Annotated in this window: 22 protein-coding genes; 10 read left to right on the top strand and 12 right to left on the bottom strand. The window is 48.2% G+C overall.

Annotated features, from left to right (window positions below; translation table 11 throughout):
* Positions 1–34 precede the first annotated feature (34 nt).
* The 3 genes from fdxA to ACJJIZ_RS09095 all read left to right on the top strand — a co-directional run bounded on the left by fdxA (position 35) and on the right by ACJJIZ_RS09095 (position 1,321).
* Positions 35–358 (top strand): ferredoxin FdxA, encoded by a 324-nt coding sequence (gene fdxA / locus ACJJIZ_RS09105; RefSeq protein WP_108732342.1) that lies wholly within the window; start codon positions 35–37, stop codon positions 356–358.
* Positions 359–421: 63 nt separating this feature from the next.
* Complete coding sequence (locus ACJJIZ_RS09100; protein WP_444915926.1) at positions 422–1,117, top strand: polysaccharide deacetylase family protein; 696 nt, start codon at positions 422–424, stop codon at positions 1,115–1,117.
* 45 nt (positions 1,118–1,162) lie between these two features.
* A complete protein-coding gene (locus ACJJIZ_RS09095) occupies positions 1,163–1,321 on the top strand; it encodes a DUF1328 domain-containing protein (RefSeq protein ID WP_282931841.1) in 159 nt (52 codons plus the stop codon).
* Positions 1,322–1,346: 25 nt separating this feature from the next.
* Here the strand turns inward: ACJJIZ_RS09095 and ACJJIZ_RS09090 are convergent, their stop codons facing one another.
* Positions 1,347–1,889, bottom strand: a complete 543-nt coding sequence (locus tag ACJJIZ_RS09090) for a carboxymuconolactone decarboxylase family protein (protein WP_444898118.1) — start codon at positions 1,887–1,889, stop codon at positions 1,347–1,349.
* A gap of 82 nt (positions 1,890–1,971) precedes the next feature.
* Here ACJJIZ_RS09090 and dinB point away from each other — a divergent pair, with 82 nt between their 5' ends.
* From dinB to ACJJIZ_RS09070, 4 genes are all read left to right on the top strand, one after another.
* On the top strand, positions 1,972–3,048 hold the full coding sequence (gene dinB, locus ACJJIZ_RS09085) for a DNA polymerase IV (RefSeq protein WP_444915925.1): 1,077 nt from the start codon (positions 1,972–1,974) through the stop codon (positions 3,046–3,048).
* Positions 3,049–3,321: 273 nt separating this feature from the next.
* Positions 3,322–3,849: an RNA polymerase sigma factor gene (locus ACJJIZ_RS09080; RefSeq protein WP_444915924.1), complete on the top strand. Its 528-nt coding sequence runs from the start codon at positions 3,322–3,324 to the stop codon at positions 3,847–3,849.
* A 13-nt stretch (positions 3,850–3,862) separates the two neighbouring features.
* On the top strand, positions 3,863–4,327 hold the full coding sequence (locus tag ACJJIZ_RS09075) for a hypothetical protein (protein WP_413664913.1): 465 nt from the start codon (positions 3,863–3,865) through the stop codon (positions 4,325–4,327).
* Between the two features lie 75 nt (positions 4,328–4,402).
* Positions 4,403–4,930: a hypothetical protein gene (locus ACJJIZ_RS09070; protein WP_444915923.1), complete on the top strand. Its 528-nt coding sequence runs from the start codon at positions 4,403–4,405 to the stop codon at positions 4,928–4,930.
* An 89-nt stretch (positions 4,931–5,019) separates the two neighbouring features.
* Here ACJJIZ_RS09070 and ACJJIZ_RS09065 read toward each other — a convergent pair whose 3' ends face one another.
* The 6 genes from ACJJIZ_RS09065 to ACJJIZ_RS09040 are packed head-to-tail and all read right to left on the bottom strand — an operon-like array spanning position 5,020 to position 10,074.
* Positions 5,020–5,478 carry a MaoC family dehydratase gene (locus ACJJIZ_RS09065; RefSeq protein ID WP_444915922.1) on the bottom strand — a complete coding sequence of 153 codons (459 nt, stop codon included), beginning with the start codon at positions 5,476–5,478 and terminating at the stop codon, positions 5,020–5,022.
* Positions 5,479–5,527: 49 nt separating this feature from the next.
* Positions 5,528–6,304, bottom strand: coding sequence for an SDR family NAD(P)-dependent oxidoreductase (locus tag ACJJIZ_RS09060; RefSeq protein WP_413664910.1), 777 nt, complete (start codon positions 6,302–6,304; stop codon positions 5,528–5,530).
* 2 nt (positions 6,305–6,306) lie between these two features.
* Positions 6,307–7,083, bottom strand: coding sequence for an SDR family oxidoreductase (locus ACJJIZ_RS09055; protein ID WP_108732333.1), 777 nt, complete (start codon positions 7,081–7,083; stop codon positions 6,307–6,309).
* Positions 7,084–7,107: 24 nt separating this feature from the next.
* Complete coding sequence (locus ACJJIZ_RS09050; RefSeq protein WP_444915921.1) at positions 7,108–8,160, bottom strand: phosphotransferase; 1,053 nt, start codon at positions 8,158–8,160, stop codon at positions 7,108–7,110.
* On the bottom strand, positions 8,153–9,385 hold the full coding sequence (locus ACJJIZ_RS09045; RefSeq protein WP_444915920.1) for an acyl-CoA dehydrogenase family protein: 1,233 nt from the start codon (positions 9,383–9,385) through the stop codon (positions 8,153–8,155). Before ACJJIZ_RS09045 ends, ACJJIZ_RS09050 begins: the two co-directional genes overlap by 8 nt.
* A 14-nt stretch (positions 9,386–9,399) precedes the next feature.
* The gene (locus tag ACJJIZ_RS09040; protein ID WP_444915919.1) at positions 9,400–10,074 is read right to left on the bottom strand and encodes a histidine phosphatase family protein; all 675 of its coding nucleotides are present in this window, start codon (positions 10,072–10,074) and stop codon (positions 9,400–9,402) included.
* A 108-nt stretch (positions 10,075–10,182) separates the two neighbouring features.
* Between ACJJIZ_RS09040 and ACJJIZ_RS09035 the strand changes: the two genes are divergently transcribed.
* Together ACJJIZ_RS09035 and ACJJIZ_RS09030 are read left to right on the top strand one after the other, a co-directional pair.
* Positions 10,183–11,076 carry a LysR family transcriptional regulator gene (locus ACJJIZ_RS09035; protein ID WP_444915918.1) on the top strand — a complete coding sequence of 298 codons (894 nt, stop codon included), beginning with the start codon at positions 10,183–10,185 and terminating at the stop codon, positions 11,074–11,076.
* Positions 11,077–11,301: 225 nt separating this feature from the next.
* On the top strand, positions 11,302–13,338 hold the full coding sequence (locus tag ACJJIZ_RS09030) for an oxidoreductase (RefSeq protein WP_413664906.1): 2,037 nt from the start codon (positions 11,302–11,304) through the stop codon (positions 13,336–13,338).
* A gap of 84 nt (positions 13,339–13,422) precedes the next feature.
* On the opposite strand, the gene ACJJIZ_RS09025 is transcribed toward ACJJIZ_RS09030, so the two are convergent.
* Positions 13,423–14,688, bottom strand: a complete 1,266-nt coding sequence (locus ACJJIZ_RS09025) for an MFS transporter (protein ID WP_444915917.1) — start codon at positions 14,686–14,688, stop codon at positions 13,423–13,425.
* 636 nt (positions 14,689–15,324) lie between these two features.
* On the opposite strand from ACJJIZ_RS09025, the gene ACJJIZ_RS09020 reads away from it, so the two are divergent.
* The gene (locus ACJJIZ_RS09020) at positions 15,325–20,094 is read left to right on the top strand and encodes a CapA family protein (protein WP_444915916.1); all 4,770 of its coding nucleotides are present in this window, start codon (positions 15,325–15,327) and stop codon (positions 20,092–20,094) included.
* 36 nt (positions 20,095–20,130) lie between these two features.
* Here ACJJIZ_RS09020 and ACJJIZ_RS09015 read toward each other — a convergent pair whose 3' ends face one another.
* The 4 genes from ACJJIZ_RS09015 to ACJJIZ_RS09000 are packed head-to-tail and all read right to left on the bottom strand — an operon-like array spanning position 20,131 to position 25,964.
* Positions 20,131–21,042, bottom strand: coding sequence for a transglutaminase-like domain-containing protein (locus ACJJIZ_RS09015; RefSeq protein ID WP_444915915.1), 912 nt, complete (start codon positions 21,040–21,042; stop codon positions 20,131–20,133).
* A 12-nt stretch (positions 21,043–21,054) separates the two neighbouring features.
* A complete protein-coding gene (locus ACJJIZ_RS09010; RefSeq protein WP_444915914.1) occupies positions 21,055–22,311 on the bottom strand; it encodes an HlyD family type I secretion periplasmic adaptor subunit in 1,257 nt (418 codons plus the stop codon).
* A gap of 21 nt (positions 22,312–22,332) precedes the next feature.
* Complete coding sequence (locus ACJJIZ_RS09005) at positions 22,333–24,537, bottom strand: type I secretion system permease/ATPase (protein WP_444915913.1); 2,205 nt, start codon at positions 24,535–24,537, stop codon at positions 22,333–22,335.
* Positions 24,534–25,964 carry a TolC family outer membrane protein gene (locus ACJJIZ_RS09000; RefSeq protein ID WP_444915912.1) on the bottom strand — a complete coding sequence of 477 codons (1,431 nt, stop codon included), beginning with the start codon at positions 25,962–25,964 and terminating at the stop codon, positions 24,534–24,536. Before ACJJIZ_RS09000 ends, ACJJIZ_RS09005 begins: the two co-directional genes overlap by 4 nt.
* Between the last annotated feature and the right edge of the window lie 64 nt (positions 25,965–26,028).

Below are 26,028 nucleotides of genomic sequence, written 5' to 3'. Positions count from 1 at the left end.
ACAAAGAATTCAGTGGCACTATCGAGGGACAAACATGACATTCGTAATTGGGGAAAACTGCATTAAGTGTAAATACACCGACTGTGTAGAGGTTTGCCCGGTAGACTGTTTTTACGAAGGCCCCAACTTCCTGGTAATTCACCCAGACGAGTGTATCGACTGCGCCCTGTGTGAGCCGGAGTGCCCCGCCAACGCGATTTTCTCTGAGGATGAGGTTCCGGACGATCAGCAGGAATTTATCGAGTTGAACGCAGAACTCGCCGAGGTATGGCCCAATATTACTGAGAAGAAAGACCCATTACCGGATGCCGAGGAGTGGGACGGCAAGAAGGGCAAGCTGGACCAGCTGGAGCGCTAAACAAGTTCAAAGAAAAAAAGCCGTCATTGACGGCTTTTTTTCTATCTGTGGAAACCCCAAAAAATGAAAATAATAATTAATGCTATTTGCATTTGGCTTTTTGTATTTTCAACCTGTGCCCAGGCAATTACCGGCAAGGATAAATGGGTAGCGCTTATTTTTGATGAGGGGCCCTCCCCCGACAAAACCGAGACACTGTTAAAGCGGCTCGAATCTTTGGAAGTGACCGCCACTTTTTTCCCTACAGGGCAGGAAATGGAAAGGTACCCGGAGCAGACCCAGGCAATCATTCAGGCTGGACATCAGTTAGGTAACCATGGTTACTCACACACAAACCTTTCCCTGATGCCTTTGAGTAGTGCCAAGGAAGAGATTAAAAAAACCTGTCGGCTACTACAAAGTAATGGCTATACCAACAAGCCCATGTTTCTCCCTCCTCACGGAAAGATGTCTGACGAGCTGGGCACGCTTTTAAGCGATCACCAGTTCAAGATTGCTCACTGGGATATCGATCCTACTGAGCAACTGCAAGCAGGCGGCGCTCAAGTCGCAGCTGACTATATATCCCAAAAGGCAAAAGACGGAAGTGTGGTTCTGCTGCATCCCATGTATGGTCAGCACCATCAGGTAATGGAGGCCCTGCCCCTCATTACTGCGCAACTCAGGCAAAAGGGCTTCCAGTTTGCCACACTGGAGCAACTAACCCTGATGAAAGCAGGCGACCATTTGGAACCTGTGGAGCGGGACTCTATCAATTAGCGGAACGGGAGCCCAAGGCTCCCTCCACTCTATTGGGAGCCTCTTATGTTGCGCTGGGCTGTCACCTTCCTGGTTATTGCGCTGATCGCCGCCTTCTTTGGCTTTAGTGGCATCGCTTCGACCGCAACTGAAATAGCCAAGATTCTCTTCTTTATTTTCCTTGTGATGTTTGTGCTGGCACTGATTTTCGGCAGACCCAAGTAGAACAGCCGCCCAAGGGCGCCTGTTATTACTTCTTGTGAGGCACTCGGGTCGGCGCCAGGCTGAGTACTTCAGCAATGTGATTGGCCCCCAGTACCATCTCCATTACCCCCAACGCCTCAAGAATCTCATCATCACCGGCACCAAGCTTTCGCGCAGCGGCGATCAGGTGCTCGCGATGGTCATCAGGGGCGCTGTTGGCATTGCGCGCCAAGTCAAACAGGGCGTGCTCTTTTTCAGAAAAGTGCACATGCTTGGGGTCAGTGCGAATCCGCATCACTTCATCCGTTTCCACCCCAAGCATTTGCAGAGACATACTGTGATGGTAAATGCCATAGTCACAGTGGTTATCGGCTGAGACTGCCAGGCCAATGGCTTCTTTCAGCTGCGCCGACAAACAGCCGTGAATCATCACCGTCTTAAACTTGTACCAGTTTGCCTCAAGCAATCCCGGGTGTTGGGCGTAGACACGGAACAGACTGGGGATTCCCCCCAGCTCGTCATCAATCTCAGCAAAAACCCTGGCTACATCATCGGAAGTTGGGTGCTCGACCAACGGAATACTGCTCATTATTCACCTACCTGTCATCGCCGGGTGTCCAAGTGGCATAAATTACTTTCTGGCACGACATAACACTGTATATAATCACAGCATGAGAAAGATTATCCACTGTGATTGTGACTGCTTCTACGCTTCGGTCGAAATGCGTGACGATCCCAATCTTCGTGGACGCCCCTTGGCCGTTGGAGGCAGTAGCGACCGCCGCGGAGTGATCTCTACCTGCAACTATGAAGCCCGCAGCTATGGGGTTCGCTCCGCAATGCCTACCGCCCAGGCCAAGAAACTGTGCCCTGATTTGATTGTAGTACCCGGCAACATGGCTAAGTACCGAGAGGTCAGCGGGCAGATACGGGAGATATTTCTCGACTACTGCGATGATATTGAGCCCCTATCCCTGGACGAAGCCTTCCTGGATGTCACCGACAGTGGCCGCTGCCACGGCAGCGCTACCCTAATCGCTGAGGAAATCCGGCAACGGGTGCGCGATACCCTGGGCATCACAATTTCTGCCGGGGTGGCTCCGAATAAATTCCTGGCCAAAATTGCCAGTGATTGGCAGAAACCCGACGGATTGACAGTCATTACGCCGAGCGAGGTCGATCAATTTGTTTTGCGCCTGCCTATCAACAAAATTCACGGCGTGGGACGGGTAACCGCAGAGAAAATGCATCGACAAGGCATTCGCACTTGCGCGGATTTACGCAATTTTTCGCAAGTTGAACTGAGTAAGAAGTTTGGCAAATTTGGCCGCCGCCTTTACGACCTTTGCCGTGGTGTTGACGATCGCCCGGTAAGCGGCGATGGCTCCCGCAAGAGTGTTAGTGTCGAGCGCACCTTTCGCGAAGACTTATCCAGTTTTGACGAATGGCTGGAACAGCTGACAGAGCTGTATATGCGTCTGCTGGAGCGGCTGGAAAAACTCGGCGATCGTTACGAAGTAAATGGTGCCACCGTAAAAGTAAAGTACGCGGATTTTACTACCAGCACCCACGAGCGCAGCAGCCGTGCCGGGCGCATTTCTGAATTCCGCCAGCTACTGCAGGAGTGTCGAGAAAAACGCCCTGCTCCCATCCGCCTTCTTGGGGTAGGCTTGCGACTCACAGACCTCCGGGCGGGGCAAGGCCCTGTTCAATTGCCACTACCCTTGCCGGAGCAAGCCTCTTTTTGACGTTTGATGGCTTAATTAGGCGCATAATCACTTATTGATAAATCTGGCGTTGGCCCTTACCCGAGCAACCACCTCTCAAACCAGGGGCAACTATACTTCGCAAGCCCGAAGATTCGTATCTGTCGTACCGTGACATCGGCTGAAATTATAAGTACTGGCCAGAGAATAATTGCGACGCAGAACCATACTACAATCTTCTTTATTGACGCCGCATAAACCAATACTCGGCCAGTGGTTCGAGGCGGGATAATTTGCGTACGGAGGCTCAAGACATTGTCTCTCAAAGAGTTACGCCAGCTATCTGACGAGGCGCTATTCCAATACTACAAGGAGTCGCGCAAACCTGCTGTGTTCCGTCAACTCTACGGCCGCCATAAAGATTCCCTGTATCGCTACTGTATGCAAATGGCGCCATCTTCAACCACTTTACTCTTGCAAAAACTCTGGCGTGGTCTTTTGGAAAATCCACCAGAACTGCACGGGCGCCTGCTTAAAAGTTGGCTTTACATCCAAGTCAATAAATTGCTCAAGCTTGAGGAATTTTCCAGTTCGAAGAAATCCGCGCAAGAGTCTCCCCAGCAGAATAGAATTCTCGCAGCGATTCAAAATTTACCTTCTCAATTGCGCAATGTTTTATTACTGCATATGGAATGCAAGCTGCCACTGGCAACCGTGGCCGATATCGAGCAGCTCTCTCTCAATAAATGCCGCACCCTATATCATCGCGCCCGAACCGCACTGGACGAAGCGATATACGGTTCGGAGAGAAGACCTTGGCAAGTAGAAGTTATCGAAGAGTAATCGAGTTAATGCTATGAGCAATTGGGAAAATCAATATTTTAAAGAAGCCGAGACGTTGACTTCCCCGCAGCAGCTGGATGACGATCTATATAAAACAGCCCAAACCTATAAGCCGAAAGTAAACGTCAATCATCTACTCTCTCGTGCAACAGTAAGTTGTAGCTTGGTAACCGCCTTGCTATTGCTTCTTCATCCAGCCCAACACCTAGGTGCCTTCACTCACAAGGCAAATTCCACCGAGCAGCATTTGTACGAGCCGGCGTTAAGGGATTGGAAAGAAACTGTGATGGCAGTTACCCCAGCGCCAGATCCCTGGCTCGTACTACGCAATCAGGTAAATAGTGGCGAGTATGTTGCCTTGTGCCACTTTTGGCGGACTGAACAGCAGGATGGAAGTGAAGAATCCCTGCCCGATGAATTACGTAAAAGTGCTAAGCGTCACTGCCGAATTTTATCGAGCACGGCTTCAAGGAGCTAGAAACAACTGATATCAAGTTCAAGCGGCCAGTTCGAATTCTCACTTCCTATACAGTCTCAACTTAGCCACTACACTGTGGTAGGCATCTACGGTGCCGGTGGTCCTTCTGCCGGAGAAAATCCAGTACTAAAGTCAGTAATCAACCAACTTCATGGGCGGATATTCTCCCACACACGAAAGCTCACTATTTACCGTTACCTTAAAAATGGGGTTTCGCGCAAAAAAGCAGCGATATTGTTTGGCTACAGCAGAGGGGGAAATGCTGCGATAAAAATCGCCAATGCACTTGGCAGGCAAGGCATCTCTATACAATGCCTGGTGATATTTGACGCCCACAGCATCAATGACAAAAGAAAATTCAAACTCAAATATGACAATATCAAAAGGGCTTACAACTTCTTTCAAAGAAACCCCAGAACCGCTGGGAAATATGGCTGGTGGGGTATCAACCCCTATTGGGGATGCACCCTATTCTCACCATTTATCGAAGTCCAACAATTTGACTTTACTGGTGAGTACTACAAAAAAGGTATTCCCGCTTCTCACTTGAATATTGTTCGCATGGGTCTCAACACCCTTAAACAAGAAGAAACATTTATGTAAACTCGCCTTAAACAACTCTCAAACAGATCGAAACCACCACTTTCCACCACGACTTAGAAAAATGGTGGTCCGGCCTTATACTGACCCCACTAGGTAATCTGCAGAAAAATCCACTCTGCAACTAAAGCTGGCTTCGCCTCGCCCTCTATTTCCATAGTTACCATCAGCTTGATTTGATACTGAGACTCTTTTTTCTCCGTAATATCCAGTATTTTCCCAAAGACGCGCACCCGGCTACCGGTCTTTACCGGGTTGATAAAGCGAACTTTATCCAAACCATAATTCACCCCCATATAAGCACCGGCAACCGTTATCTGTAGAGCCCCTACAAAATAAGGCAGCAGTGACAGTGAGAGAAAACCATGGGCAACCGTTCCCCCAAAAGGCGTTTTGGCGGCGGCCTCTGGGTCTACATGAATAAACTGTCGATCCAAGGTGCACTCAGCAAAGCTATCAACTCTCTGCTGGTCAATTTCAAACCAGTCTGTGGGCTCTGTTTCAAAACCAACGTAATAGCCGAGGCTATCAGGTGAAATTTCTACAGGCATCGAAGGCTCCTTTTCGATTCTCTATTCGCTTTCTCAGCGACTCCCAACCTCAATAAGCCGAGAGGCCGCCATCTACCGCCAATGCCTGCCCGGTAATGTAAGTCATTTTTGGGGAAACCAGCATCAACATGGCTGCTACGACTTCTTCCGGCTTACCCAGGCGTTTCATCGGGCAACCCTCAGCGAGAAACGCTTGAACTTGTTCAGGGCTGGCATCTTCAGTTGCAATATCGGTAACCATCGGGGTCAGACAATAGAAGGGGCAAATCGCGTTTACACGGATACCGTACTTGGCGTTTTCCATCGCTGCCGTTTTGGTCAGGCCGATCACACCATGTTTTGCCGCTGCGTAGGAGGCTATCTTGGGAGCACCGCCCAGCCCTGCCATAGAGGAAACATTCAGTACAGCTCCGCTGGTCATCTTCAATAGGGGCAACTGGTGTTTAAGCCCCAGGAAAACCCCCTTAAGGTTAACGTTGTACTGAAGATCCATCATGGCCTCATCTGTCTGCTTAAGAGACATCATCGGAGGCGCGATTCCAGCATTGTTAACAGCGATATCCAGCTGTCCAAACTCTGACTGAGCCAGTTGCGCCAGAGCAGCGCAATCAGACTCTTGGGAAACATCACAGCGCTGGGCGCGCACAGCAATATTTTGGCTTCCCAGTTTGTCCGCCAACTGCATCAAGGCCTCTTCATTGATATCTCCCAATACCAAACGAGCGCCCCGAGAACCAAGTTCCTCGGCCAATAATTTTCCAAATCCACTGGCAGCGCCGGTAATCAGTGCGACTTTATCGCTAAAATCGAGAATTGGATCATGCATGGTTAAATCCCCCCACAAGAAGTCAAACCACCATCCACAACGACACATTCTCCAGTCGTATAACTGGAAGCATCGGAGACCAAGTACAAAACTGTACCCGCCATCTCTTCCGGCTCCGCATGGCGGTGCATGGGAATATGGCCAACCGCAGTTTTATAAATATCCTCGTGGGAAAACAATGCCCCGGCGAATTTGGTTTTTGTAAGCCCTGGTAGTAAAGCATTCACCCGGATATTAAATTGCGCACACTCCTTGGCAAACGCTTTGGTCATATTGACCACCGCCGCCTTGGTAATTGAGTAAATACCCTGCCCAACACCCGGCTGCAAGGCATTCACTGAGGCGGTGTTTACAATAACGCCACCACCCTGCTCTCGCATCAATTTGCCGGCTTCTACCGACATAAAGAAATAACCGCGTATATTGACCTCTACCGTCTTTTCGAAGGCCGCTAGATCAGTATCCAGAATATGACCAAAATAAGGGTTGGTTGCCGCATTGTTGACCAAAATATCCAAGCGACCAAATCGCTCGCGAATATCGCCGATAACCTGTTGGATATTATCCATATTGCCAATATGGCAGGGGATCGCATCGGCACAGCCACCGGCATCTACAATTGCATCGGCTACGGCCTGACACCCTTCAATTTTTCTGCTGGAAACCAAAACATGGGCACCCTGCTCAGCCAAAAGTTTTGCGATGGCCTCACCAATACCTCGACTGGCACCCGTCACCAGGGCAATTTTTCCCGTGAGATCAAAAATATTCTTTGCCATTTCTTATCCTTATAATTTCAGAAGTTAACCGTTAGCAGCGATATCCAATGCAGCTTGTGCGAGGGGTTCTACCAGGGCTCCCAGTTTTGCCGCATTTTTATTGGAGGCATTGCCGTCTTTTGCACGCTTCACCACCCCCTGAACAATCGCTGCCAGGCGAAAGAAGCTAAATGCCAGATAAAACGGCCAATTATCAATCCCATCAATACCCATTCGCTGACAGTATTTGGCCACATACTCTTTTTCGGAGGGGATGCCCAAGGCCTTTATATCCAAGCCTAATAGGCCGGACATTTTGTCTTTGCCAGCGGGCATTCGCATTTGCATACACTGGTAAGCGAGGTCGGCATAGGGATGTCCCAGTGTGGAAAGTTCCCAATCCAAAAGCGCTATGACCTTGGGCTCCTGAGGATGGAAAATCATATTATCGAGCCGGTAATCACCGTGCACCAATGCGATACGCCCATCATCATCCGGTAAAACGTCACCCAACCAGGCCATCAACTCATCCATTGCGGCAATGGGCTCCAGCTCAGAGGCTCGATATTGAGTGCTCCAGCGGTCCAACTGCCGCTGGAAGTAATTACCTGGTCGGCCGTAATCCGAAAGACCGACGGCATTAATATCCAAACTGTGCATGGCCGCCAGTACACGATTCATTTCATCGTACATAGCACTGCGCTGCTCGGCGTCAACTTCCGGCAGTGCCGCATTCCAGAATATCCGGCCCTCACAATATTCCATTAAATAAAACATAGAACCGATTAGGTCCCGGTCCTCACAGAGGTGCAATACCTTGGGCACCGGTACCTTAGTATCGGCGAGTGCCGACATTACCCGGTACTCCCGATCTACGGCATGGGCAGATTTCAATAACTTGCCCGGAGGTTGGCGCCGCAAAACATAAGATCGCGCCGGGGTCTGCAACTTGAACGTGGGGTTAGACTGGCCACCGGGAAATTTGGTGACCGTTACAGGCCCATTGAAACCGTCGACTTTGCTGGACAAATATTCTTGCAGTCGCTCAACAGGCAGCTCTTCCACAGAGCTGCGCAAATTCTTTACCGTCTCAGTCACTGAGTCCTCCATGATTTTCTGCGGCGGCATAGTGAGCTGCCAGGTTTCTGCCCAACTGCATCATATGAACTTGATCGGGACCATCCGCCAGACGGATGGTCCGAGCATAGGCATAGTGATGGGCGAGACTGTAATCCTGCCCCAATCCCGCGGCGCCGTGAATCTGTATGGCGCGATCTATCACCTTACAAGCCATCTGTGGCGCGACAATTTTTATCATCGCGATTAAATCTTTGGCCGCCTTATTACCCAAACGATCCATTTGCGCAGCGGCCTTCAGAGTCAGCAGGCGTGCCTGCTCAATTTCGCAGGCGGATTTGGCAATATCTTCACGCACCGATCCCTGCTTGCTCATCGGGCGACCAAAAACTATGCGCTCCTCCGCGCGTGCCGACATCATCTCCAGCGCTCTTTGAGCCTGGCCAATTAACCGCATACAGTGATGTATCCTGCCCGGCCCCAAGCGTCCCTGTGCAATTTCAAAACCGCGCCCCTCTCCAAGAATTAAATGGCTTGCGGGCACCCGGACATTTTCAAAAATCACTTCCGCATGCCCTTCCGGTGCATCGTCATAACCGAATACCGTCATCGGGCGAACTATTTTGACTCCAGGCGTATCGGTGGGTACCAGGATTTGCGATTGCTGCTGGTGACGATTGGGATTTTCCGGGTCGGTCTTACCCATCACAATCATCACTTTACAGCGTTTATTCATCAGGCCACTGATATAAAACTTGTGGCCGTTAATAACGTAGCTATCGCCATCGCGGATAATCGACGTTTCGATATTAGTGGCATCGGAGGAGGCAACCCGGGGTTCAGTCATAGCAAAGGCAGAGCGAATTTTTCCATCCAAAAGCGGGGTTAACCATTGTTCCCGCTGGGCCTCAGAACCATATTGAGCCAAAACTTCCATATTGCCGGTATCCGGGGCATTACAGTTAAATACCTCCGATGCAAAAAGTACTTTCCCCATTTCCTCAGCCAGGGGCGCATACTCCAGGTTATTGAGCCCGGCACCGTAACGGGAATCCGGCAAGAACAAATTCCAGAGTTCCGCTTCCCGGGCTTTAATCTTTAATTCTGCCAAAATCGCCGGCTCTCCCCAGCGATCCTCCTGCAACTGCTGCATAAATATCGCTTCGGCGGGATAAATATATTGCTGCATGAAATTTTGCAGGCGTTCCAGCAGTCCCTTTACCTTGTCTGAGTATTCAAATTCCATCGCTACCTGCCCAATCAACTGTAAGTGATATGTTCGTGACGCCCATCCCGATCCAGGTGCGGCACATGATTGAAACTGTGCAGACTGATATTTTCTGCACTGAAAAATAAACGGCTAACGGCTGTGTTTTGGATTTGCATATTGAGATTGGCGACGGTGGAAATTGAGCCGCCCAATATTTGCGTCAACATCATGGCAATGGCACCACCCGAACTAACAACCAGGGTTCGGCTGCCTTTGGGGCTATCGCAAATGTTTTTAAGCGCATCTGCGATTCTGGCTTCAAAATGCGACCAGGTTTCCGGTGGACTGATGTCACCGGCGGCCCAAGCCAGCATCCCCTGCTTCAAGAATCGATAAAAATCGGCGCGACTGGCACCTGCTCCCGGTGCCCGATCCGGGTATAGCTCGCTGTAATGCTTGGCAACCGCTAGAAAATCAAATTCATTAAGTTGGGGGAGTACACTGCGGGTATTTTCACCGGGGAGTTCCAGCCCCTCGCAAATTCCGTCCAAAGTTTGCCGGTGCCGGGTTAGGTTGCCACACAGCAACCGGTCGAAACGAATACCCTTATCCCGCCAGTATTCACCCAGCCAGCGCGACTGTTGCCAGCCAGTATCGGAGAGATTGTCATAGTCATCAGCCCCAAATGAAGCCTGTCCGTGACGTACCAGAATAAATTCAGCCATCTATTTCCCTCCCCTTTTGACCTCCCCAACCCTATCCCCAGCATTTGAATCATCAAAGTTTATTATGCGAATATTGAATCATTCATGAGAGTGATGACGGTGGCAGCAATGCAATTACAGCGAATCGACATGAACCTCTTTCCCGTGCTGGAGGCGATATACACAACCCGAAATCTGACTCGTGCCGCTGAGCAACTACACATCACCCAGCCGGCTGTCAGTAATGCTCTGGCACGACTTCGCCGTACCTTAGACGACCCACTATTCACTCGCAGTCCCACCGGTATGGCACCGACGCCACTGACAGAAAGTATTATGCCGAAGGTCCAGGAAGCTCTTTCTCTACTGGGGGCAAGCCTTAGCGAGCAGCGTCATTTTGTGCCACAGGAAGCCAGAAAAACCTTGCGGCTCTCCATGAACGATATGGCGGAGACTTTCCTTTTACCTAGGCTGCTGGAGGTGCTGGAGCAGGAGGCCCCAGGTATTACTGTCGAGTCTTTCCAGGTCCCAAGGGAGCAGCTGGTCAAGGAACTGGCCGCCAACACCCTGGACTTTGCCCTGGATGTTCCCGTACCCACTTCCCCACACATAAAACAACAGCGACTGATGAACGATCGCTACCTGTGTATGTTGCGCCAGGATCACCCCTTGGCGGATTCCGCCAGCCTTACCCTGGAACAGTACCTGAAGCTGGAACATATCCATGTCTCCAGCCGTCGCAGTGGTCCTGGCCTGGAAGATATTGCCCTGAACAAGTTAGGGCGCCGTCGCAATGTGAAATTGAGGGTCCAGCACTACCGGGTCGCACCGTTAGTGGTATTGAGAACCGACCTGGCACTGACAGTCCCCGCCAGCCTGGCGCGACAGTACTCAGCCCGATTGTTTGAGCTTCCGTTTCAAATACCGCAAATGGACTGGCACCTGCTGTGGCATAAAAATCAACACGACGATCCCGCCAATCAATGGCTGCGAAACAAGTTGGTAAGCTTGGTAGAGGAGTAAATGAGCCTCTGTATACGTCGAGACAGGGAACCCTTAAAAAACACTTTATTTATAGATGAGAATGGGACGCATCAAGGTTAGACGGGACCCGTAATTGATCACTGAATTCGACCGGTTAAGTCACTGTTTCACAGTGGGCCGTCTTGTTATCCTGCTGGGCAACGATATGCACCTTTTTGCATATACATAAATGAACCCTAAAGGTTACAAGAAGAGAAATTTGCCATGTCCCAAGCCTACCCTAATATGCTTGCCCCCCTGGACCTGGGCTTCACCACCCTGAAAAACCGGGTGCTGATGGGCTCCATGCACACCAACCTGGAAGAACACCCCAATGGCTTCACCCGTTTGGCGGCCTTTTTTGCCGAACGTGCCCGCGGTGGCGTTGGCCTGATTGTAACCGGTGGTATTGCCCCGAACGAAGAGAGTGGCGTATTCCAGGGCGCTTCGAAGATGACCACTTCGGAAGAAGCCCAGCAGCACCGCGAAGTCACCGATGCTGTTCACGCTGAGGGCGGCAAGATCTGTATGCAGATCTTGCACACCGGCCGTTACGCCTACAACGAAAACCTGATTGCACCCTCTCCCATCCAGGCGCCGATCAACCCCTTCACCCCGCGCGAATTGACCAGCGAGGAAATCGAAGGCCAGATCGATGACTATGTACGCTGCGCCACCCTGGCTCGCGAAGCCGGCTACGATGGTGTGGAGATCATGGGCTCCGAGGGTTACTTTATTAACCAGTTCATCGTGAAACGCACCAACAAGCGTACCGATGAATGGGGCGGCTCCTTCGAAAACCGTATCCGCCTGCCGATCGAAGTTGTGCGCCGCGTACGGGAAGCCGTCGGCGAGAACTTTATTATTATTTACCGCCTGTCCATGTTGGACCTGGTGGAAGATGGCAGTGACTTCGATGAAGTAGTGGCTCTGGGCCAGGCTATCGAAAAAGCTGGCGCCACAATTATCAATACCGGTATCGGCTGGCACGAAGCGCGCGTTCCCACTATTGCCACCAGTGTTCCCCGCGCGGCATTTACCGACATTACTGCCAAGGTGAAAAAGCACCTGTCTATACCGGTAGTTGCCAGCAACCGTATCAATGTGCCGGAAGTCGCCGAAGAAGTTCTGTCCTCCGGCCAGGCTGACATGATCTCCATGGCACGCCCCTTCCTGGCAGACTCTGAGTTTGTCAACAAAGCCGCCGAAGGCCGCGCCGACGAGATCAACACTTGCATTGGCTGTAACCAAGCGTGTCTGGACCACACTTTCCAGCTGAAACTGACCTCCTGCCTGGTAAACCCCCGCGCTTGTCACGAAACCGAATTGAACTACCTGCCTACCGACAACGTGAAAAAGGTAGCTGTAATCGGCGCCGGCCCTGCGGGCATGGCCGCATCTACCGTTGCCGCAGAGCGTGGACACGAAGTAACCCTGTTCGAAGGCAGCGATAAGATTGGTGGCCAGTTCAATATCGCCAAGCAGATCCCCGGCAAGGCAGAATTCCAGGAAACCCTGCGCTACTTTAAGCGCCGCCTGGAAGTCACCGGTGTTGAAGTAAAACTTAATACCATTGCCACAGCGGAAGATCTGCAATCTTTTGATGAAGTGATTATTGCTACCGGTATCGAGCCGCGCACTCCACCGATCCCCGGCATTGAGAGCGATAAAGTCCTGGGTTACCTGGATGTACTGAAGCACAAGAAGCCGGTTGGCGAGAAGGTTGCCATTATCGGTGCCGGCGGTATTGGCTTTGATGTAGCGGAGTACCTGACCCACGATGGCCCCCACTCCACAGAAGATGAAGTGGTCGCCAGCGATAAGGAAGAGTTCTTCAACGAATGGGGTGTCGATATTGCCCTGGAGAATCGCTCCGGCCTGAAGCCTCGCGAAGCAGTAAGCTCTCCGCGCCAGGTATACCTATTGCAACGCAAAACCACCAAAGTGGGCGCGGGCCTGGGTAAAACCACCGGCTGGATTCACCGCGGCAGCTTGCAGCATCGCAAGGTAGAGATGATTGCCGGTGCCCTTTATGACAAAATTGACGATAAAGGCCTGCATATCCGCGTTGGCGAAGAGGAAAAGGTACTGGAAGTCGACAATATTATTGTCTGCGCCGGTCAGGAGCCCGCACGCAAGCTATACGAAGCTCTGCAAGAGCGCGGCGTAACCACCCACCTGATTGGTGGCGCTGATGAAGCCGCAGAACTCGATGCCAAGCGCGCTATCGACCAGGGCTCACGTCTCGCTGCCGAGATCTAATCTCCCGGCGACCACAAAATAAAATACCCCCGCCAATGAGAATTGGCGGGGGTATTTTTTTGCCCTTAAATTCTGTATCCCGTTCTAGGACACATTGGCGACTCGATCCGCGACTACCGTTCCCTCAGGCTCAGGCCACTCAGGGCGAGACAGATACTCGGTAAGGCGATAGAGCACAAACACGACTCCACATAACGCCACTAACAAGCCGTATAAGGCCGGGCCACTCCACCATTGAATAATCACTCCACCAATTAATGGCGCCATCGACCAGCCAATGGCATAAAAGGAAGAGGCCCCAAAATAGGTACCGCGTAAATGGGATGGTGCCAGCCGGTCAATTTGAATGCTCATGGTTGGAAACAAAATTGCCTCAGCCAGGCTCAAAATAAAAGTCGCTCCGAGCCAACCCCAAAACCAATCTACCGGATTTAGGGCATACCAAATCTGGGAGATCGACAAAATACCCAACCCAATCACAATACGGGTGTTAATGGCCAGCGGCCCCATTAACTTCATAATGGGAAACTGCAGTAATACTATCGTCGACGCATTAACAAAGATCATGCTGGATATCAGCTCTACCAATCCCGGCGCTTCAGCGCGGGTGAGGTATTGCACCAAGCTTGAATCCATATGCGCATAGATAAACAGTGTTAAAATATTCGCAATAATCACCACCAGAAATACCTGATCACGGCGCAATACCGAAAGCGTATTTCCCAGAGATACGCCCGCATCCCTTTGCTTACTCGCTAAACGCCCGCTCTCGGTTCTAGCAAAACCCCAAACAAAGGCCAGGGCTAAGAGTAGGTAGCTGAGAGAGGTGAGCCCAAAAGTGGATTGCTGCGCACTCAAACCGGCCCAGACACCCACAATGGGCCCCAGCGCGGCCCCCACATTAATCAGGAAGTAGCGGAATTGCAGCGCCAATTCACGGCTGGCTTGATCGTCAATTAAATCGCCTATCAGCGCACTCGCCGGCGGTTCCCACACCGCGCGACCGATAGCACACAGGGTCATCGCACAGATAAATCCTGCCAAGGTTTGCGTCACAGCCAACAAGGCAAAGGAAAAAATACTCACAATACAGCCAAGCAATAGCATATTGCGACGCCCATAGCGATCCGATAGCGCACCGGTAAAGAAGCCCAATACAGCAGCACCAACTGCAGATGCACTCAAGATCAAACCAATTTCAGCCGCGCCGAGGTGAAACTTTTCAAATAGAAGGATGGCCAGGAAAGGCCAGACCATAAAATAAGTTCCTCGGCTAAAAAAACTGCCAATTAAAATAATCCAAACTAACGGAGGGAAGCTCCTCAAGCTTCTCCACCACTTCCCATTCATGGTTACTACTCCAATAGATTCACTGCCAACAATTCGATAGAGGCACCTGTCCTGTATGGTTTAAGTTGGCTGGTTCCAGATAAAAGAATGGCGCTAAGGCCACTCGGCGAGTGCCCGCAAGACATTGGTACAAATACAAACCCGGAAGGTTCTTTCACTATTCGGCCAAGGTGCCCATCTTTCTGGGGAGGGCAAGCAGCCTACCTCAGAAAATTAAGAGGCAGACAAAGAAGAGTTTCAGTAAGCAAGATGAATTTGAGACAAACAACCTATATTTACCGACAAAAAAACCCGAGATGATAAGATCCCGGGTTTCCTTCTTGGCAGAAAATGCTCCTGCCCTACGGCTAAACCTTGGTATTAACCCACACTGTTAATTACAGGTTAATAGAGAATAATCTGAGCGAGTTGCACAACAATCATTCTGAATACGGTTACCCAATACTATCTGACAAGATTTGTTTTGAAAACCCAAATTGACAGATAAAACAAAAAAATATTTGCCACACACCACCCCAGTACAAACCACTAAAAGCAGAATCTTCCCCCGCGTCTATACTCGTTCAGGAAAAGCACCCGAGCCGACCAGCAGAAAAAATACTGCCACGCTTTTTTAATAGAGAGATAAGTCGCGACATGTCCCTATCCAACATGCTCGTTCAAGTGCGTGCTCAGGTTGAGCAGGCATTGAGGAGCCAACGCCCTCCTTATACGTTGTTTTTTTCAATTAGCGATGTAAAGAAGCGTGCCATCGTAAAACATAAAACGGCGGCAGATATTTCGGAAGCCTGGCAAGCCTTAGCAAAGACAATCCAAAGGGCAGCAAAGTCGCACAAGATGGAACCCTGTTGGTTACGTGTCGATTGGGTCACCCAAAAAAGCACAATGACATTTGCAGGCTTGGAAGAAATCCTTAAAGACACCAAGAGGTCGTATTTCCGCTATGGCCTCGCACTTGATATGGACTGCGAAATAGCATTCCTGGAGCAAGAGCTAAATGCTAATGCCATGCTCTATGGCGGAAATCAGATTGATCATGTCATTATTAATGAGAACAATTTTCTTGCCTACGCTAAGCAAAGATTCGGTATAAATACCGAGCTGGATTTTTCAGAAGAAAAGACTGTGCTTCTGCTTTCAACTCAGGGAGTTTTCTGTGAATCCAAGCGTCAGCCCGTTTGCCTCTACGGACCCGGTTTAGATGCCGGCCGACGTGTCATAGAAAAATTAGATACTAATACTGTCTCTGAATTGATTAGAAACAGCAGTAACTACTTAAGCTCTCAAGTCAAAAAGAATGGCTCCTTCCACTATGGTTGGCACGCCTGTTTCGACCGGAAGATCGACACCTATAACAACTTACGACATGCCAGTAGTACTTATTCGATGATTGAAGCCTGGGAGGTTACTGGCGACAAAGCTCTAATGACCTCCATACATCGATCACTGGAACACCTTACAACAGAGCTAATTCAGACCGCCACCCTCCCCTCAGGTGCTGAGGGAGCTTTTTTGGTAGAGGCAAATAATGAAATAAAACTAGGGGGCAACGCAGTATCACTGTTAGCCCTGGTAAAGTACTCTGAGGCAACGAAAACCGACAAGTATTCCAAACTGATGGAGCAATTAGCACTTGGGATAGAGTATATGCAGGACTCAATCACCGGGCAGTTCTCCCATGTTCTTGAATATCCAGATCTTCAAGTTAAAGATAAACATAGGGTCATCTATTACGACGGTGAAGCTGCCTTTGGTTTGATGCGGCTCTATGGCTTTACTAAAGATTCACGCTGGCTAAATTTGGTTGAAAAGGCATTTGATTATTTCATTCAAGCCAATCACTGGCGTGCTCACGATCACTGGTTAAGCTACTGCGTTAATGAGTTAACCCTTTATCGCCCCGAAGAGAAGTACTACCAGTTCGGTATTCGAAACTTCGCCAGCTATTTGGATTTTGTGGAGAATAGGATAACCACATTCCCTACTCTGCTTGAATTGATGATGGCAGCTGAAAAGATGGTAACTCGCTTGGGCAAAGAGCCCGAGTTCCAATATTTACTTGACCAGGTAGACCTTAAACACTTTTACAGGGCACTACATAAGCGTGCGATGTACCTTCTAAATGGGTATTTTTGGCCTGAATTCGCTATGTATTTCAAGAATCCCAAACGTATATTGGGAAGCTTCTTTATCCGGCACCATGCCTTCAGAATCCGTATCGATGATGTCGAGCACTACCTATCTGGTTTTGTCGCCTATCGAAAGTACCTGCTTACGCCCCAAAGTGCACCCGAGGATATTGAGGAGGCATACCAAGAAATGACCGTCGAGCCAACTGCCGGCTCCCACAAGTCACTACCAGTGCTCGCTTGGGGAGGAGATGTTAACTTAGCCCGGAGGCAGCATTACCGTACGGCCCAATTTGGCACCGAAAAAGTACTCGGCACAGTCATTGCCCTAAAAAACGCAGATATAAGCGTCGTTAACTTAGAGTGTGTCGTCGGAACTGAGGGTGAGCAAGGGATCAGTAAAGGCGAATCGTCCCCATACTATTACCGAGCCCGGCCCGAAATGCTTTCGGTATTAATGGAAGCCGGTATTGATGTTGTTGTCACTGCAAATAATCACAGTGGAGACTATGGCACTGCTGCGTTAATGGAACAGCAGTATTGGCTCAACGAAACCGGTATCGGGCACACAGGCTCAGGCATCAATATCGAAGAAGCTCTGGCCCCAGTATATCGCCCGGCAGGTCGACTTAATGTAGCCATTTTTTCTCTTGATGCTACACAACCCCGATTTGCAGCAGGTCCAAATACTCCCGGATGTGCACACTTGCCACTAACCATGCCCAGTCTCTGGTTCGACAATTTGAAGCCTCGAATTGAGGCCGCGCGAGAGAAAGCTCATATAGTACTTGTCGCTGTTCACTGGGGAGGCAACAGAGAACCCGAACCCAGCGAAGACGAAATCGCTATTGGTCATGCCATTATCGATGCAGGGGCAGATGGTATTCTGGGTACCAGTGCGCATAACCTACAAGGTATTGAAGTCTATAAGAATCGGCCAATCATCCATGACGCCGGGGATCTATTATTTGATGCAGTTCGGCGAAGCTTGGCAGATAGTGGAGTCTTTCGGCTTTACTTAAGTGAAAAAGGAGTAGAAAAGGTTGTCTTTGTACCTGTAGGTGTCGGATTTGGCTTTAGCAAGCAGTTGAGTGGAGATAGCGCAAAAGAGCTTACCCAACGATTTTCCAAATTCTGTTCAGCTCTGGGAACAAACCTAGTACCGAATTCAGATGGTAGCGGAACCATTTTGCTTTCGCCTCCGGATAGACAATACCGTAAATTACCACATCTCTTTAAAACCCATTACAAACGGGACCCGATTAAGCAGCAGCGTCCATTGAGTCCAAACTGGACAGTAGATCAAGTACCCCTGGATGCGCAGATCCCTCCGCTTGAATGCGGACCACTTAAATTATTAGGTGTCAGGTTTTATCCCCGTGAAATAAAAACTCGCCAGATGCTGTGGGTAGAATCCTTCTGGACTACTGACGAGAAAGTACAGGAAGATTTTCGCCTGGACTTTCGAGCTATCCCCATTAAGGAAACATCTATGCCTTATTGGGGAAAATCGATGGACCATGATCCCTGTGATTGGCAGGTACCCACCACAAAATGGCAGCCGGGGGTAATCTACCGAGACCTGTATGGAATAAGAGCACCAGCAAAGAATGAACTTCAACCTGTACATTTACATTTAGCCGTAGGCCTAATTTCAAACACCACCCAGATTAAACCCATACTCGTAGGGGGAATGATTACCCAACTGAATCTACTGGGGAAGAAGCCCTCCACTCGTCCCAGAGTCCCAAGTTATATGACCGAGTTCCCACCGGTTGTTTATCAACATCATCCAGGTCAAACTTGGAACGAAGAACAAATTAATGCAATTGCAGGTGGCAGATGGTTGGTCCCTCCCCCAAAGGGATGGTTTGTACGAAGCGTAATCTCAGGGAGTAGCTTTATAGAGGAGTCTCTTGACCCTATTCTATTCGTTGCACACACTAACCTTGATCGAGCTTACCATGAACAAAGCTCAAAAAAGCCAACCAAATTTTGGGATTTCCACCAGAAACTCCCTTCTTTTGCCGATCAAATTGCCGGAGTAATTGTATCCAAACCCGTTGCTGGACTTCCAAAAGATCTCCCTGTACTCCAGGTAAAAGACCCAATCAAAGTTATTGTCGAATTAGGTTTAGCGGCAAGGGAGCGATTTACTGGTGATGTAATAGCGATTACTGGCACTGCGGGGAAGTCAACAACACTCAAGATGATTACCCAAATGCTGGGAACAAGAGAAAAAATACTTTCCAGTATGGGGAACTATAACTCTCGCGTAGGTGCGCCGTCGATGATGGCTAGCCTGAATCAAGATCATGAAGTCGCAGTTATAGAAGTTGCTCAAAGTGCCCTATGGATGAAACGTGGCCCTATTACACATCAAGTAAAACCCACTATTGCCTTAATAACCGAAATTGGAATGTCTCAAACTAGTCACCACGTAAAATGTGTCGAAGATACTGCTCGTTGGAAGTCACGAATTTATGATGGTCTTACTGGCTCCGCTATCGCTATTGCTGGAGAGCATCTAAAGTGCTTTGACTATGTATTGAAGAAAGCCAAGAAACATGCAAAGCGAATCATCATCTTTGGGGAAAGTCCTAATGCTGAAGTTCGTATTCTGGGAGTACGTACCGATGAATCTGGTAGCTGGGTCCAACTGAAATTCCCTAAGAGGGAATTGGAACTTCGCGTTCCTGCTCCAAGTATCGGTATGCTACACAATGCTGTAGCCTCCATTTGCGCAGTCTATGCCTTGGGCAGAGATATCGATGCAGCGGCATTAAAACTACAAGAACTACAGTTAGATGACAGCCACCTACAGCGCACCCGCATAAAAGTACATGGAAAATCCATTAGTCTGATCGATGATAGTTGGAATGCTACTGTTAGCTCAATGCTTAATGCTTTTTCCGTATTTGCACAAACTGAAACTCAAGATAAAGGAAGAAAGATTGCCGTTCTAGGCCGAATCGTGCATCTAGGCGAAAAAGCCAAGGAACTTCATGAGAGCCTTGCTGAACCTCTTATTCAAAGCCAGGTAAATTGGGTAATAACCCATGGCGAGGAGATGGAGTATCTTCGCAAGGTGCTACCTGATGAATTATTGGGCCCTCACTTTTCCGAAGCTCCCGCCTTGGTAAGTTATCTAACAGACTTTTGTCAGGATTCAGACCTTATCCTTTTAAAAGGCTCAAGGCGGGATTCAGATTTTGGCTCTATTCCTGCACTGCTAGATAAATTCCAAAAAACAGGGCAGACCTTGAAAACAGAATAAAATTCAGTCTACAAAATATATCAGAACAAGTAGTCGCTATTGTAAGCTCCACTCAATAGCGACCTTTGTTTGGTCTACATTTCCCCTAAATTCTTTAGGCCACAAATTGGACCACACCCAAGTAAAATCGCGGGTAAGGGTAATTTTACTGAGCTGTCCTCGACCAAATCCATATCCAAATCGAGACTCCTGAGCCAAATTAGGATCTACCGGCATCCAGCGTCCATTCATATAGACCTCAGCAGCATGATGATTGGGTTGTTTAAATTGCTTTCTTTTGGTAAAAAGAAACTCAGACGTGACCCTTGCTGGATAGCCCATTGAACGGGCCAAAGCAACAAAGAGAGCTGCATACTCTGTACAATCGCCCTTTCTTGACTCGAGTGCCGCTAGTGCGCCTTTTGTCGGTTGGATTTTATATTCGATAACAGCTTGAGGTAAGAGAAATGCAGCTCGCAATCGCCCCTCTTCATCAGAAAACGTATTCTGAATTTCCAAGGACAATTTTTTTATTGCCAAAGCATCTGATTCAATATATTTTGCTGGCTGAAGATATTTTTTAGCCGGATAAGGCTCACGACCTCGAGAAATTTTGGCATAATCATAAGAACTCAACAAAAGGTCAAAATGAAATTTTCGCTTGACGACCTTTCCTGCAGGTATGTCTAGTCTTACCTCTATATACTTGGAATCTCCCTTCTTATGATCCTTGATAACAAAATTTTCAGGATAATCGTATCTTATCTCTTTTAATGACTGCTGCAATCCGGTTTCAACTGGCATCGACAATCTGTGAATATACCCTATGACATCACGTTCAGAGTGATTTTCTATAGTAACTTCTGCGGACAAGGTAACCTTCTTGCTATCAGCTGCTGCACCGCACCAAAAACCAAAAAGGCCGAGAAAAATACAAAACACCGAAAACGCGATTTTGCTACCAAGCATCAATTCCCACCGCTATCTCTCTCGTAAAGCTTCACTTGCTCTGTTAATCGGCTTTAACAGATAATCAAAGATGGTTTTTGATCCTGTTTTGATATCCACCGTAGCAATCATCCCTGGCACAATTGGGAATTTCTTTCCAACTTTATTTATCAAGGAATCTTTTTCAGTTAGGATAAAAACCCGATAATAATACTCCCCTGGTGTAAATTCATCTTGTATTGTATCTGGAGATATAGTCGTAACCTCACCATCTAAGCCTCCATATACTGCATACTCATAAGCTGTTATTTTTACCTTGGCAGCCTGTCCAGGACGGATAAATGCCACATCTCTAGGTGATATTTTTGCCTCAATTAAGAGCTGATCGTCCAGAGGAACTATCTCCATTAATTTTCCATTGGGTGGCACAACTCCGCCTATTGTCGTAACTTCAATAGCCTTAACGATACCCCTCACAGGAGATCGATGAGTCAACCGGGTCAAGGAGTCAGACCGCCCCTCTTTTACGGAAGAAAGTGACTCAACTTCTGCTCTAACATTGGCAAGCTCTTCTCGAGCCCTGACCATATAATCGGACTTGATTTCCAGAATTTTGGTTTCCAGTTCTGACTTCTGCCGTTGCAGACGCAACACATCGACACTACTAGCCGCCCCGGAATCAAGTAAAGAAGTTGTGATAGTTAGCTCCTTGTTAACCAACTCTAATGTTTCTTTTGAACCACGAAGGGATTCCGCCAGACCTCGCTGTCTTATATCAAATAACTTCTTTTCTGTAGCAATAAGTTCGGTGAACTCTGAAAGTTCTTCCGGGAATTTTATTGGTATTCCATTTACTTCGGCATTTAGGCGGGAAACGCTTGCAAGAGCAGCTCTATATCTTGCTGAAATTTCATCTACATTTGAGCGAAGCTTTGTCGGATCCAGTTGTGCTAACACCTCTCCTTTCTCGACAATATCTCCCTCAGATACTTTTAAATCAGCAAGTATGCCCCCCTCCAAAGACTGAATAATTTGTGAACGTGAAGTTGGCACTACTTTTCCACTACCCGATGACACTTCATCGACTTTAGCGAGATATGACCAAGTCACTGACGCTGCGAGAAGTAGGAAAAACACCCAAACAATTCTTCCAGAACGAACCAGAGATGCATCATCAACATCATCGCCATACTGCTTTTCGTCATTTTGTGAGTCTATATCTAGTAGGGCAACGCGTTTTGGTTCTCGCCGAGGGTGTAATAGCAAATCGTGACCATCTGCGTTTGACATGGCTACCTCGCCAAAATTTGTCTATGAAACCTTCTCACCCTGTTGGGTATCTTTGCCTTTTTGTCGTGACAATATGGAAATCGCCTTATCTTTGGGCTCATCTAAAGCAACTCTGCCGCTATCTAAAACTATTACGCGATCCACAAAATTTAGAATACTTGTTCTATGAGTAGCGACTACAACTGTCCGCTCAGCACTCCACTGTGAAAGAGCATGAATAAACCGCTTCTCAGTAGCTTCATCCAGGGCTGACGTTGGCTCATCTAACAAAAGAACATTTGGTTGGCGTAGAAGCAGGCGGGCTAGAAGTAGAGATTGCTTTTGTCCTCCAGAGAGTCCAAACCCTCCTTCCTGGATCAAGCACCCCAACCCTTTTGGAAGCTTGTTAACAAAAGCCTTGGCGCCTGTCATATCAAGCGCCCACATAATTTCCTCATCACTGGCATACGGGGCGCCTAGCACCAGGTTTTCATAAATAGTGCCATGGAAAAGGCCTGTTTTCTGACTAAGCAGGGAAACATCACGCCTGACATCAGCAGGATCTATGTGGGCAAGGCTCACATCATCAAGCCGCAACTGCCCCCTGGCAGGCTCAATGTATCCCGATAAAGCATGTAAAAAGGTTGACTTCCCTGACCCATTTCTGCCCAGGATCGCAATTCGCTCACCTTGATGTATTTTTAGGTCGGAAATAATCAGTGCCGGTTCAGCAGCACTATCTCCGTAGTTATATACCGTTTGCTGAAAGTGATAATTGCCCTGGATAACTGATTTTTGTACTTTTTTTTCATTTTCAGGATTATCAACCGGCAGCTGCATAATTTGATCAATACCCTGCATCGCAAACCTAGCCTGCTGCCACCGACTAAGAACTTGGGTGATGTTTGCCATTGGCGCCATCATTCTGGAGCCCAGAATCGAGGCCGCTACCAAAGCACCGGTCGTCATACCCCCTTCCATTACCATCGGCGCCCCAAAAAGAACAACAACAGCAAAAACCGATGATTGAACATTGTGAGTCCAACTCAGTAACAGCCCTACCAAATACCGCAATTTAAGACTGGATTCGGCGGTAATGGCATTGAAGTGATTCCACTGCCCTTGAAATCTCTGCTCTGCCTGCATGGCTTTTATATCTTCAAGTCCCTGCACTGTCTCAATTAGCATGGCATTGCGCAGAGCACCCTCTCTGATTGATTCTTTGGAGAGAGTTGCCAATTTTGGCTGAAGTAGCAAACCAGGAATTATCAGTAGGAAGACTGCTACCAAAGGAATTAATGCCAGGCTTCCTGCAATCCACCACATAACAAACAGAAAAAGTATAAAAAATGGAAGGTCCGCGAGTGCCAGTATTGTCGAGGATGTAAACAACTCTCTTATTCTTTCAAGATCTCTAATTTGTGAAATAAAGGTCCCTGTAGACTTTGGCCTTGCCTGATCTTTGACCCGAATAGCATGGCCAAAAACTAAATCTGACATACGAATATCCGCACGTTTTCCCAACAGATCCGTTACCCTGACCCGCATGGTTCTCATAATGAAGTCAAAAACAATGGCAACCACAACACCACTAAAAAGGACATAAAGTGTTGGCAATGACTCGGCGGGGATTACTCGATCATAGACTTGCTTGGAAAAAATGATGCCTGCTAACGCCAATGAATTAGCGATTGTAGTAGCAATCATCACATGAAAGTAGGGTTTTAAGTCCCGTAATATAATACGTCGAAACCAATGTTTATCGTGGGGCTTAATATACTCATCAATTCTAGAATCAGTCGCTGTACGCCTAGGCCGGAATATTGCCAAACTTAAAATTTGACTCTTCAACTCACACAGAGGCACACTCGTTTTTAGGCCTTTATCGCCACAGTAGGTAACACTCAGTTGCTCTTGCTTGGATACAGAATCGATGACAATCAACTGTCCATCTATCGTTTGTGCTACAACAGGCAATCTCCAAGAATTAATCGCAGACTCTGTGAATGGGCAAAATTTAACCGTTAGGCCTGCTTGCCGCGACATCTGACGAATAACACCTTCTACCGAATCACAGCCCCCCCAATTTCCCGCTATTCGCACTCTCTCGGCCGAACAGTCGATACGATAATATCGTGCAATGGCAATAATTGCCTCACACCATGGATCAAAGTCAGATGCCATATTAGAGGTATCTAAAGATGAACCTTCACCATCATTAGTACTTTCAATTTGGTTATTATTCAAGGCAACACCTCCACGCCCTGAATTTGAATACCTTCTAGCTTGAAGGCTTCACGCATACCGCCACGACTATGTAAGCAGTCAATTTTTAATAAATGCAAATCAAAAATCGTATTATTTTTTTCCAGGCGGGCAAGGTGTAATTCCTGCTCTGAATTGAGCAAATCAATTAAAGTTCTTGTTCCCAAGGTGGAGTATTGCTGCTTATAGAGATCCCTTGTTTCTGCAATTGCACTTTCCCTGGCACTAAGCGCCCCCAAACTTCGCATTAACCCTTCTGCCTCCTCTTGTGCCTCCCGATACTTTTGGGTTGCTGACAGCTGAGCTGAATCCCGAGCAGCATCCGCTGACTGTAAAGCATAATTAGCGCCTTCTCGACCAGCAGCTATTTTTCCGCCTTGGTATATAGGCATGGAAACATTTAGGAAGATGGCTTTTTCATTTTCATTGAGGGCGTTGGCATCTACATAGTTTTGATCCAAATATTGATTTACATTACCGTCCAAAGTGAATGTCGGCCAAGTGTTTGCTTTTGCCAACTTTAGTTTCGCTTCTGCCTCAGCTCTATCTGCTTCGGCAACTAGAACCTCTGGAACAGAGGACAGATTAAACGATTCAACGTCACAAGCTTGGGCGACATCTTCCGGAACATACATAGCAACCCGAAAAGGGGACTGAAAACCTGTTAATTTTTGTAGCGTGCTACGCCATCGACGCAACAGGGCTTCAACCTGTTGCTTGGAGGCCTGCGCAGCATCTACTCTAGACTGAGCTTGTAAAACATCTGAGCGAGAACTCACCCCTCGTTCTTTTCGAATTTGCACAAGTCTGGCAATAGCAGATACACCTTGAACTTGTGCATCAGAAGTAATTAGAAGTGACTGGTAACGTTGAACTTCAATTGCAGCTTTTGCAGTTCTCCTTGCAACTTCATCAATAGATTGGAGAACTTCAGCTTGCGATCTTTGCACCCCTGCTTGGGCAACAGAAACGCTACTGGATACTTTGCCAAAGTCGTAAACCATCTGTGAAACATTCATCTGAAATGCGTGACCATCACCTTCACGCTTATATTCAGAATCATGTCCAGCCACAACACCAGCACTCAACTGCGGGAAATATCCTGACCTTGCGGAACGGACGCCCTGCCTCTGCTGGTAAAGACTACCTATTGCTTCTGCAATTAGGGGGTGCCAACCCACCGCTTGATGCACGACTTCAAGGATATTAAGTTCATTTCGTTTAATTCCCCTTTCATACTCACTAAACGATAACTGCCTAAGTGAATCATTCACTTCGACATCCATTTTACTTGGACTAATTACTTCAGCTGTGGGAGACGAACCAAAGAGGTCAGCTTCAGCAAGGAGAGCCCAAAATGCCAGAGCAAATAGCATTGACATTTTCCATAGTCGTTTAAACACTTCCACTATGTTCACTTTTCACTGATTATTGGAGAGATAAAACACGCACTCACCGCTAGACATCAACGGT

It is taken from the genome of Microbulbifer maximicatervae (SeqCode), from assembly GCF_052467225.1.
This window is presented reverse-complemented; position numbering and strand designations above follow the sequence as displayed.

Bases quoted from the DNA above. Each gene is read 5' to 3' on its own strand.
- ACJJIZ_RS09065 (WP_444915922.1), bottom strand. From the start codon at position 5,478: ATGCCTGTAGAAATTTCACCTGATAGCCTCGGCTATTACGTTGGTTTT.
- ACJJIZ_RS09010 (WP_444915914.1), bottom strand. From the start codon at position 22,311: ATGTCAAACGCAGATGGTCACGATTTGCTATTACACCCTCGGCGAGAA.
- dinB (WP_444915925.1), top strand. From the start codon at position 1,972: ATGAGAAAGATTATCCACTGTGATTGTGACTGCTTCTACGCTTCGGTC.
- fdxA (WP_108732342.1), top strand. From the start codon at position 35: ATGACATTCGTAATTGGGGAAAACTGCATTAAGTGTAAATACACCGAC.
- ACJJIZ_RS09075 (WP_413664913.1), top strand. From the start codon at position 3,863: ATGAGCAATTGGGAAAATCAATATTTTAAAGAAGCCGAGACGTTGACT.
- ACJJIZ_RS09015 (WP_444915915.1), bottom strand. From the start codon at position 21,042: ATGCTTGGTAGCAAAATCGCGTTTTCGGTGTTTTGTATTTTTCTCGGC.
- ACJJIZ_RS09035 (WP_444915918.1), top strand. From the start codon at position 10,183: ATGCAATTACAGCGAATCGACATGAACCTCTTTCCCGTGCTGGAGGCG.
- ACJJIZ_RS09020 (WP_444915916.1), top strand. From the start codon at position 15,325: ATGTCCCTATCCAACATGCTCGTTCAAGTGCGTGCTCAGGTTGAGCAG.
- ACJJIZ_RS09060 (WP_413664910.1), bottom strand. From the start codon at position 6,304: ATGCATGATCCAATTCTCGATTTTAGCGATAAAGTCGCACTGATTACC.
- ACJJIZ_RS09095 (WP_282931841.1), top strand. From the start codon at position 1,163: ATGTTGCGCTGGGCTGTCACCTTCCTGGTTATTGCGCTGATCGCCGCC.
- ACJJIZ_RS09100 (WP_444915926.1), top strand. From the start codon at position 422: ATGAAAATAATAATTAATGCTATTTGCATTTGGCTTTTTGTATTTTCA.
- ACJJIZ_RS09025 (WP_444915917.1), bottom strand. From the start codon at position 14,688: ATGAATGGGAAGTGGTGGAGAAGCTTGAGGAGCTTCCCTCCGTTAGTT.
- ACJJIZ_RS09030 (WP_413664906.1), top strand. From the start codon at position 11,302: ATGTCCCAAGCCTACCCTAATATGCTTGCCCCCCTGGACCTGGGCTTC.
- ACJJIZ_RS09090 (WP_444898118.1), bottom strand. From the start codon at position 1,889: ATGAGCAGTATTCCGTTGGTCGAGCACCCAACTTCCGATGATGTAGCC.
- ACJJIZ_RS09055 (WP_108732333.1), bottom strand. From the start codon at position 7,083: ATGGCAAAGAATATTTTTGATCTCACGGGAAAAATTGCCCTGGTGACG.
- ACJJIZ_RS09040 (WP_444915919.1), bottom strand. From the start codon at position 10,074: ATGGCTGAATTTATTCTGGTACGTCACGGACAGGCTTCATTTGGGGCT.
- ACJJIZ_RS09045 (WP_444915920.1), bottom strand. From the start codon at position 9,385: ATGGAATTTGAATACTCAGACAAGGTAAAGGGACTGCTGGAACGCCTG.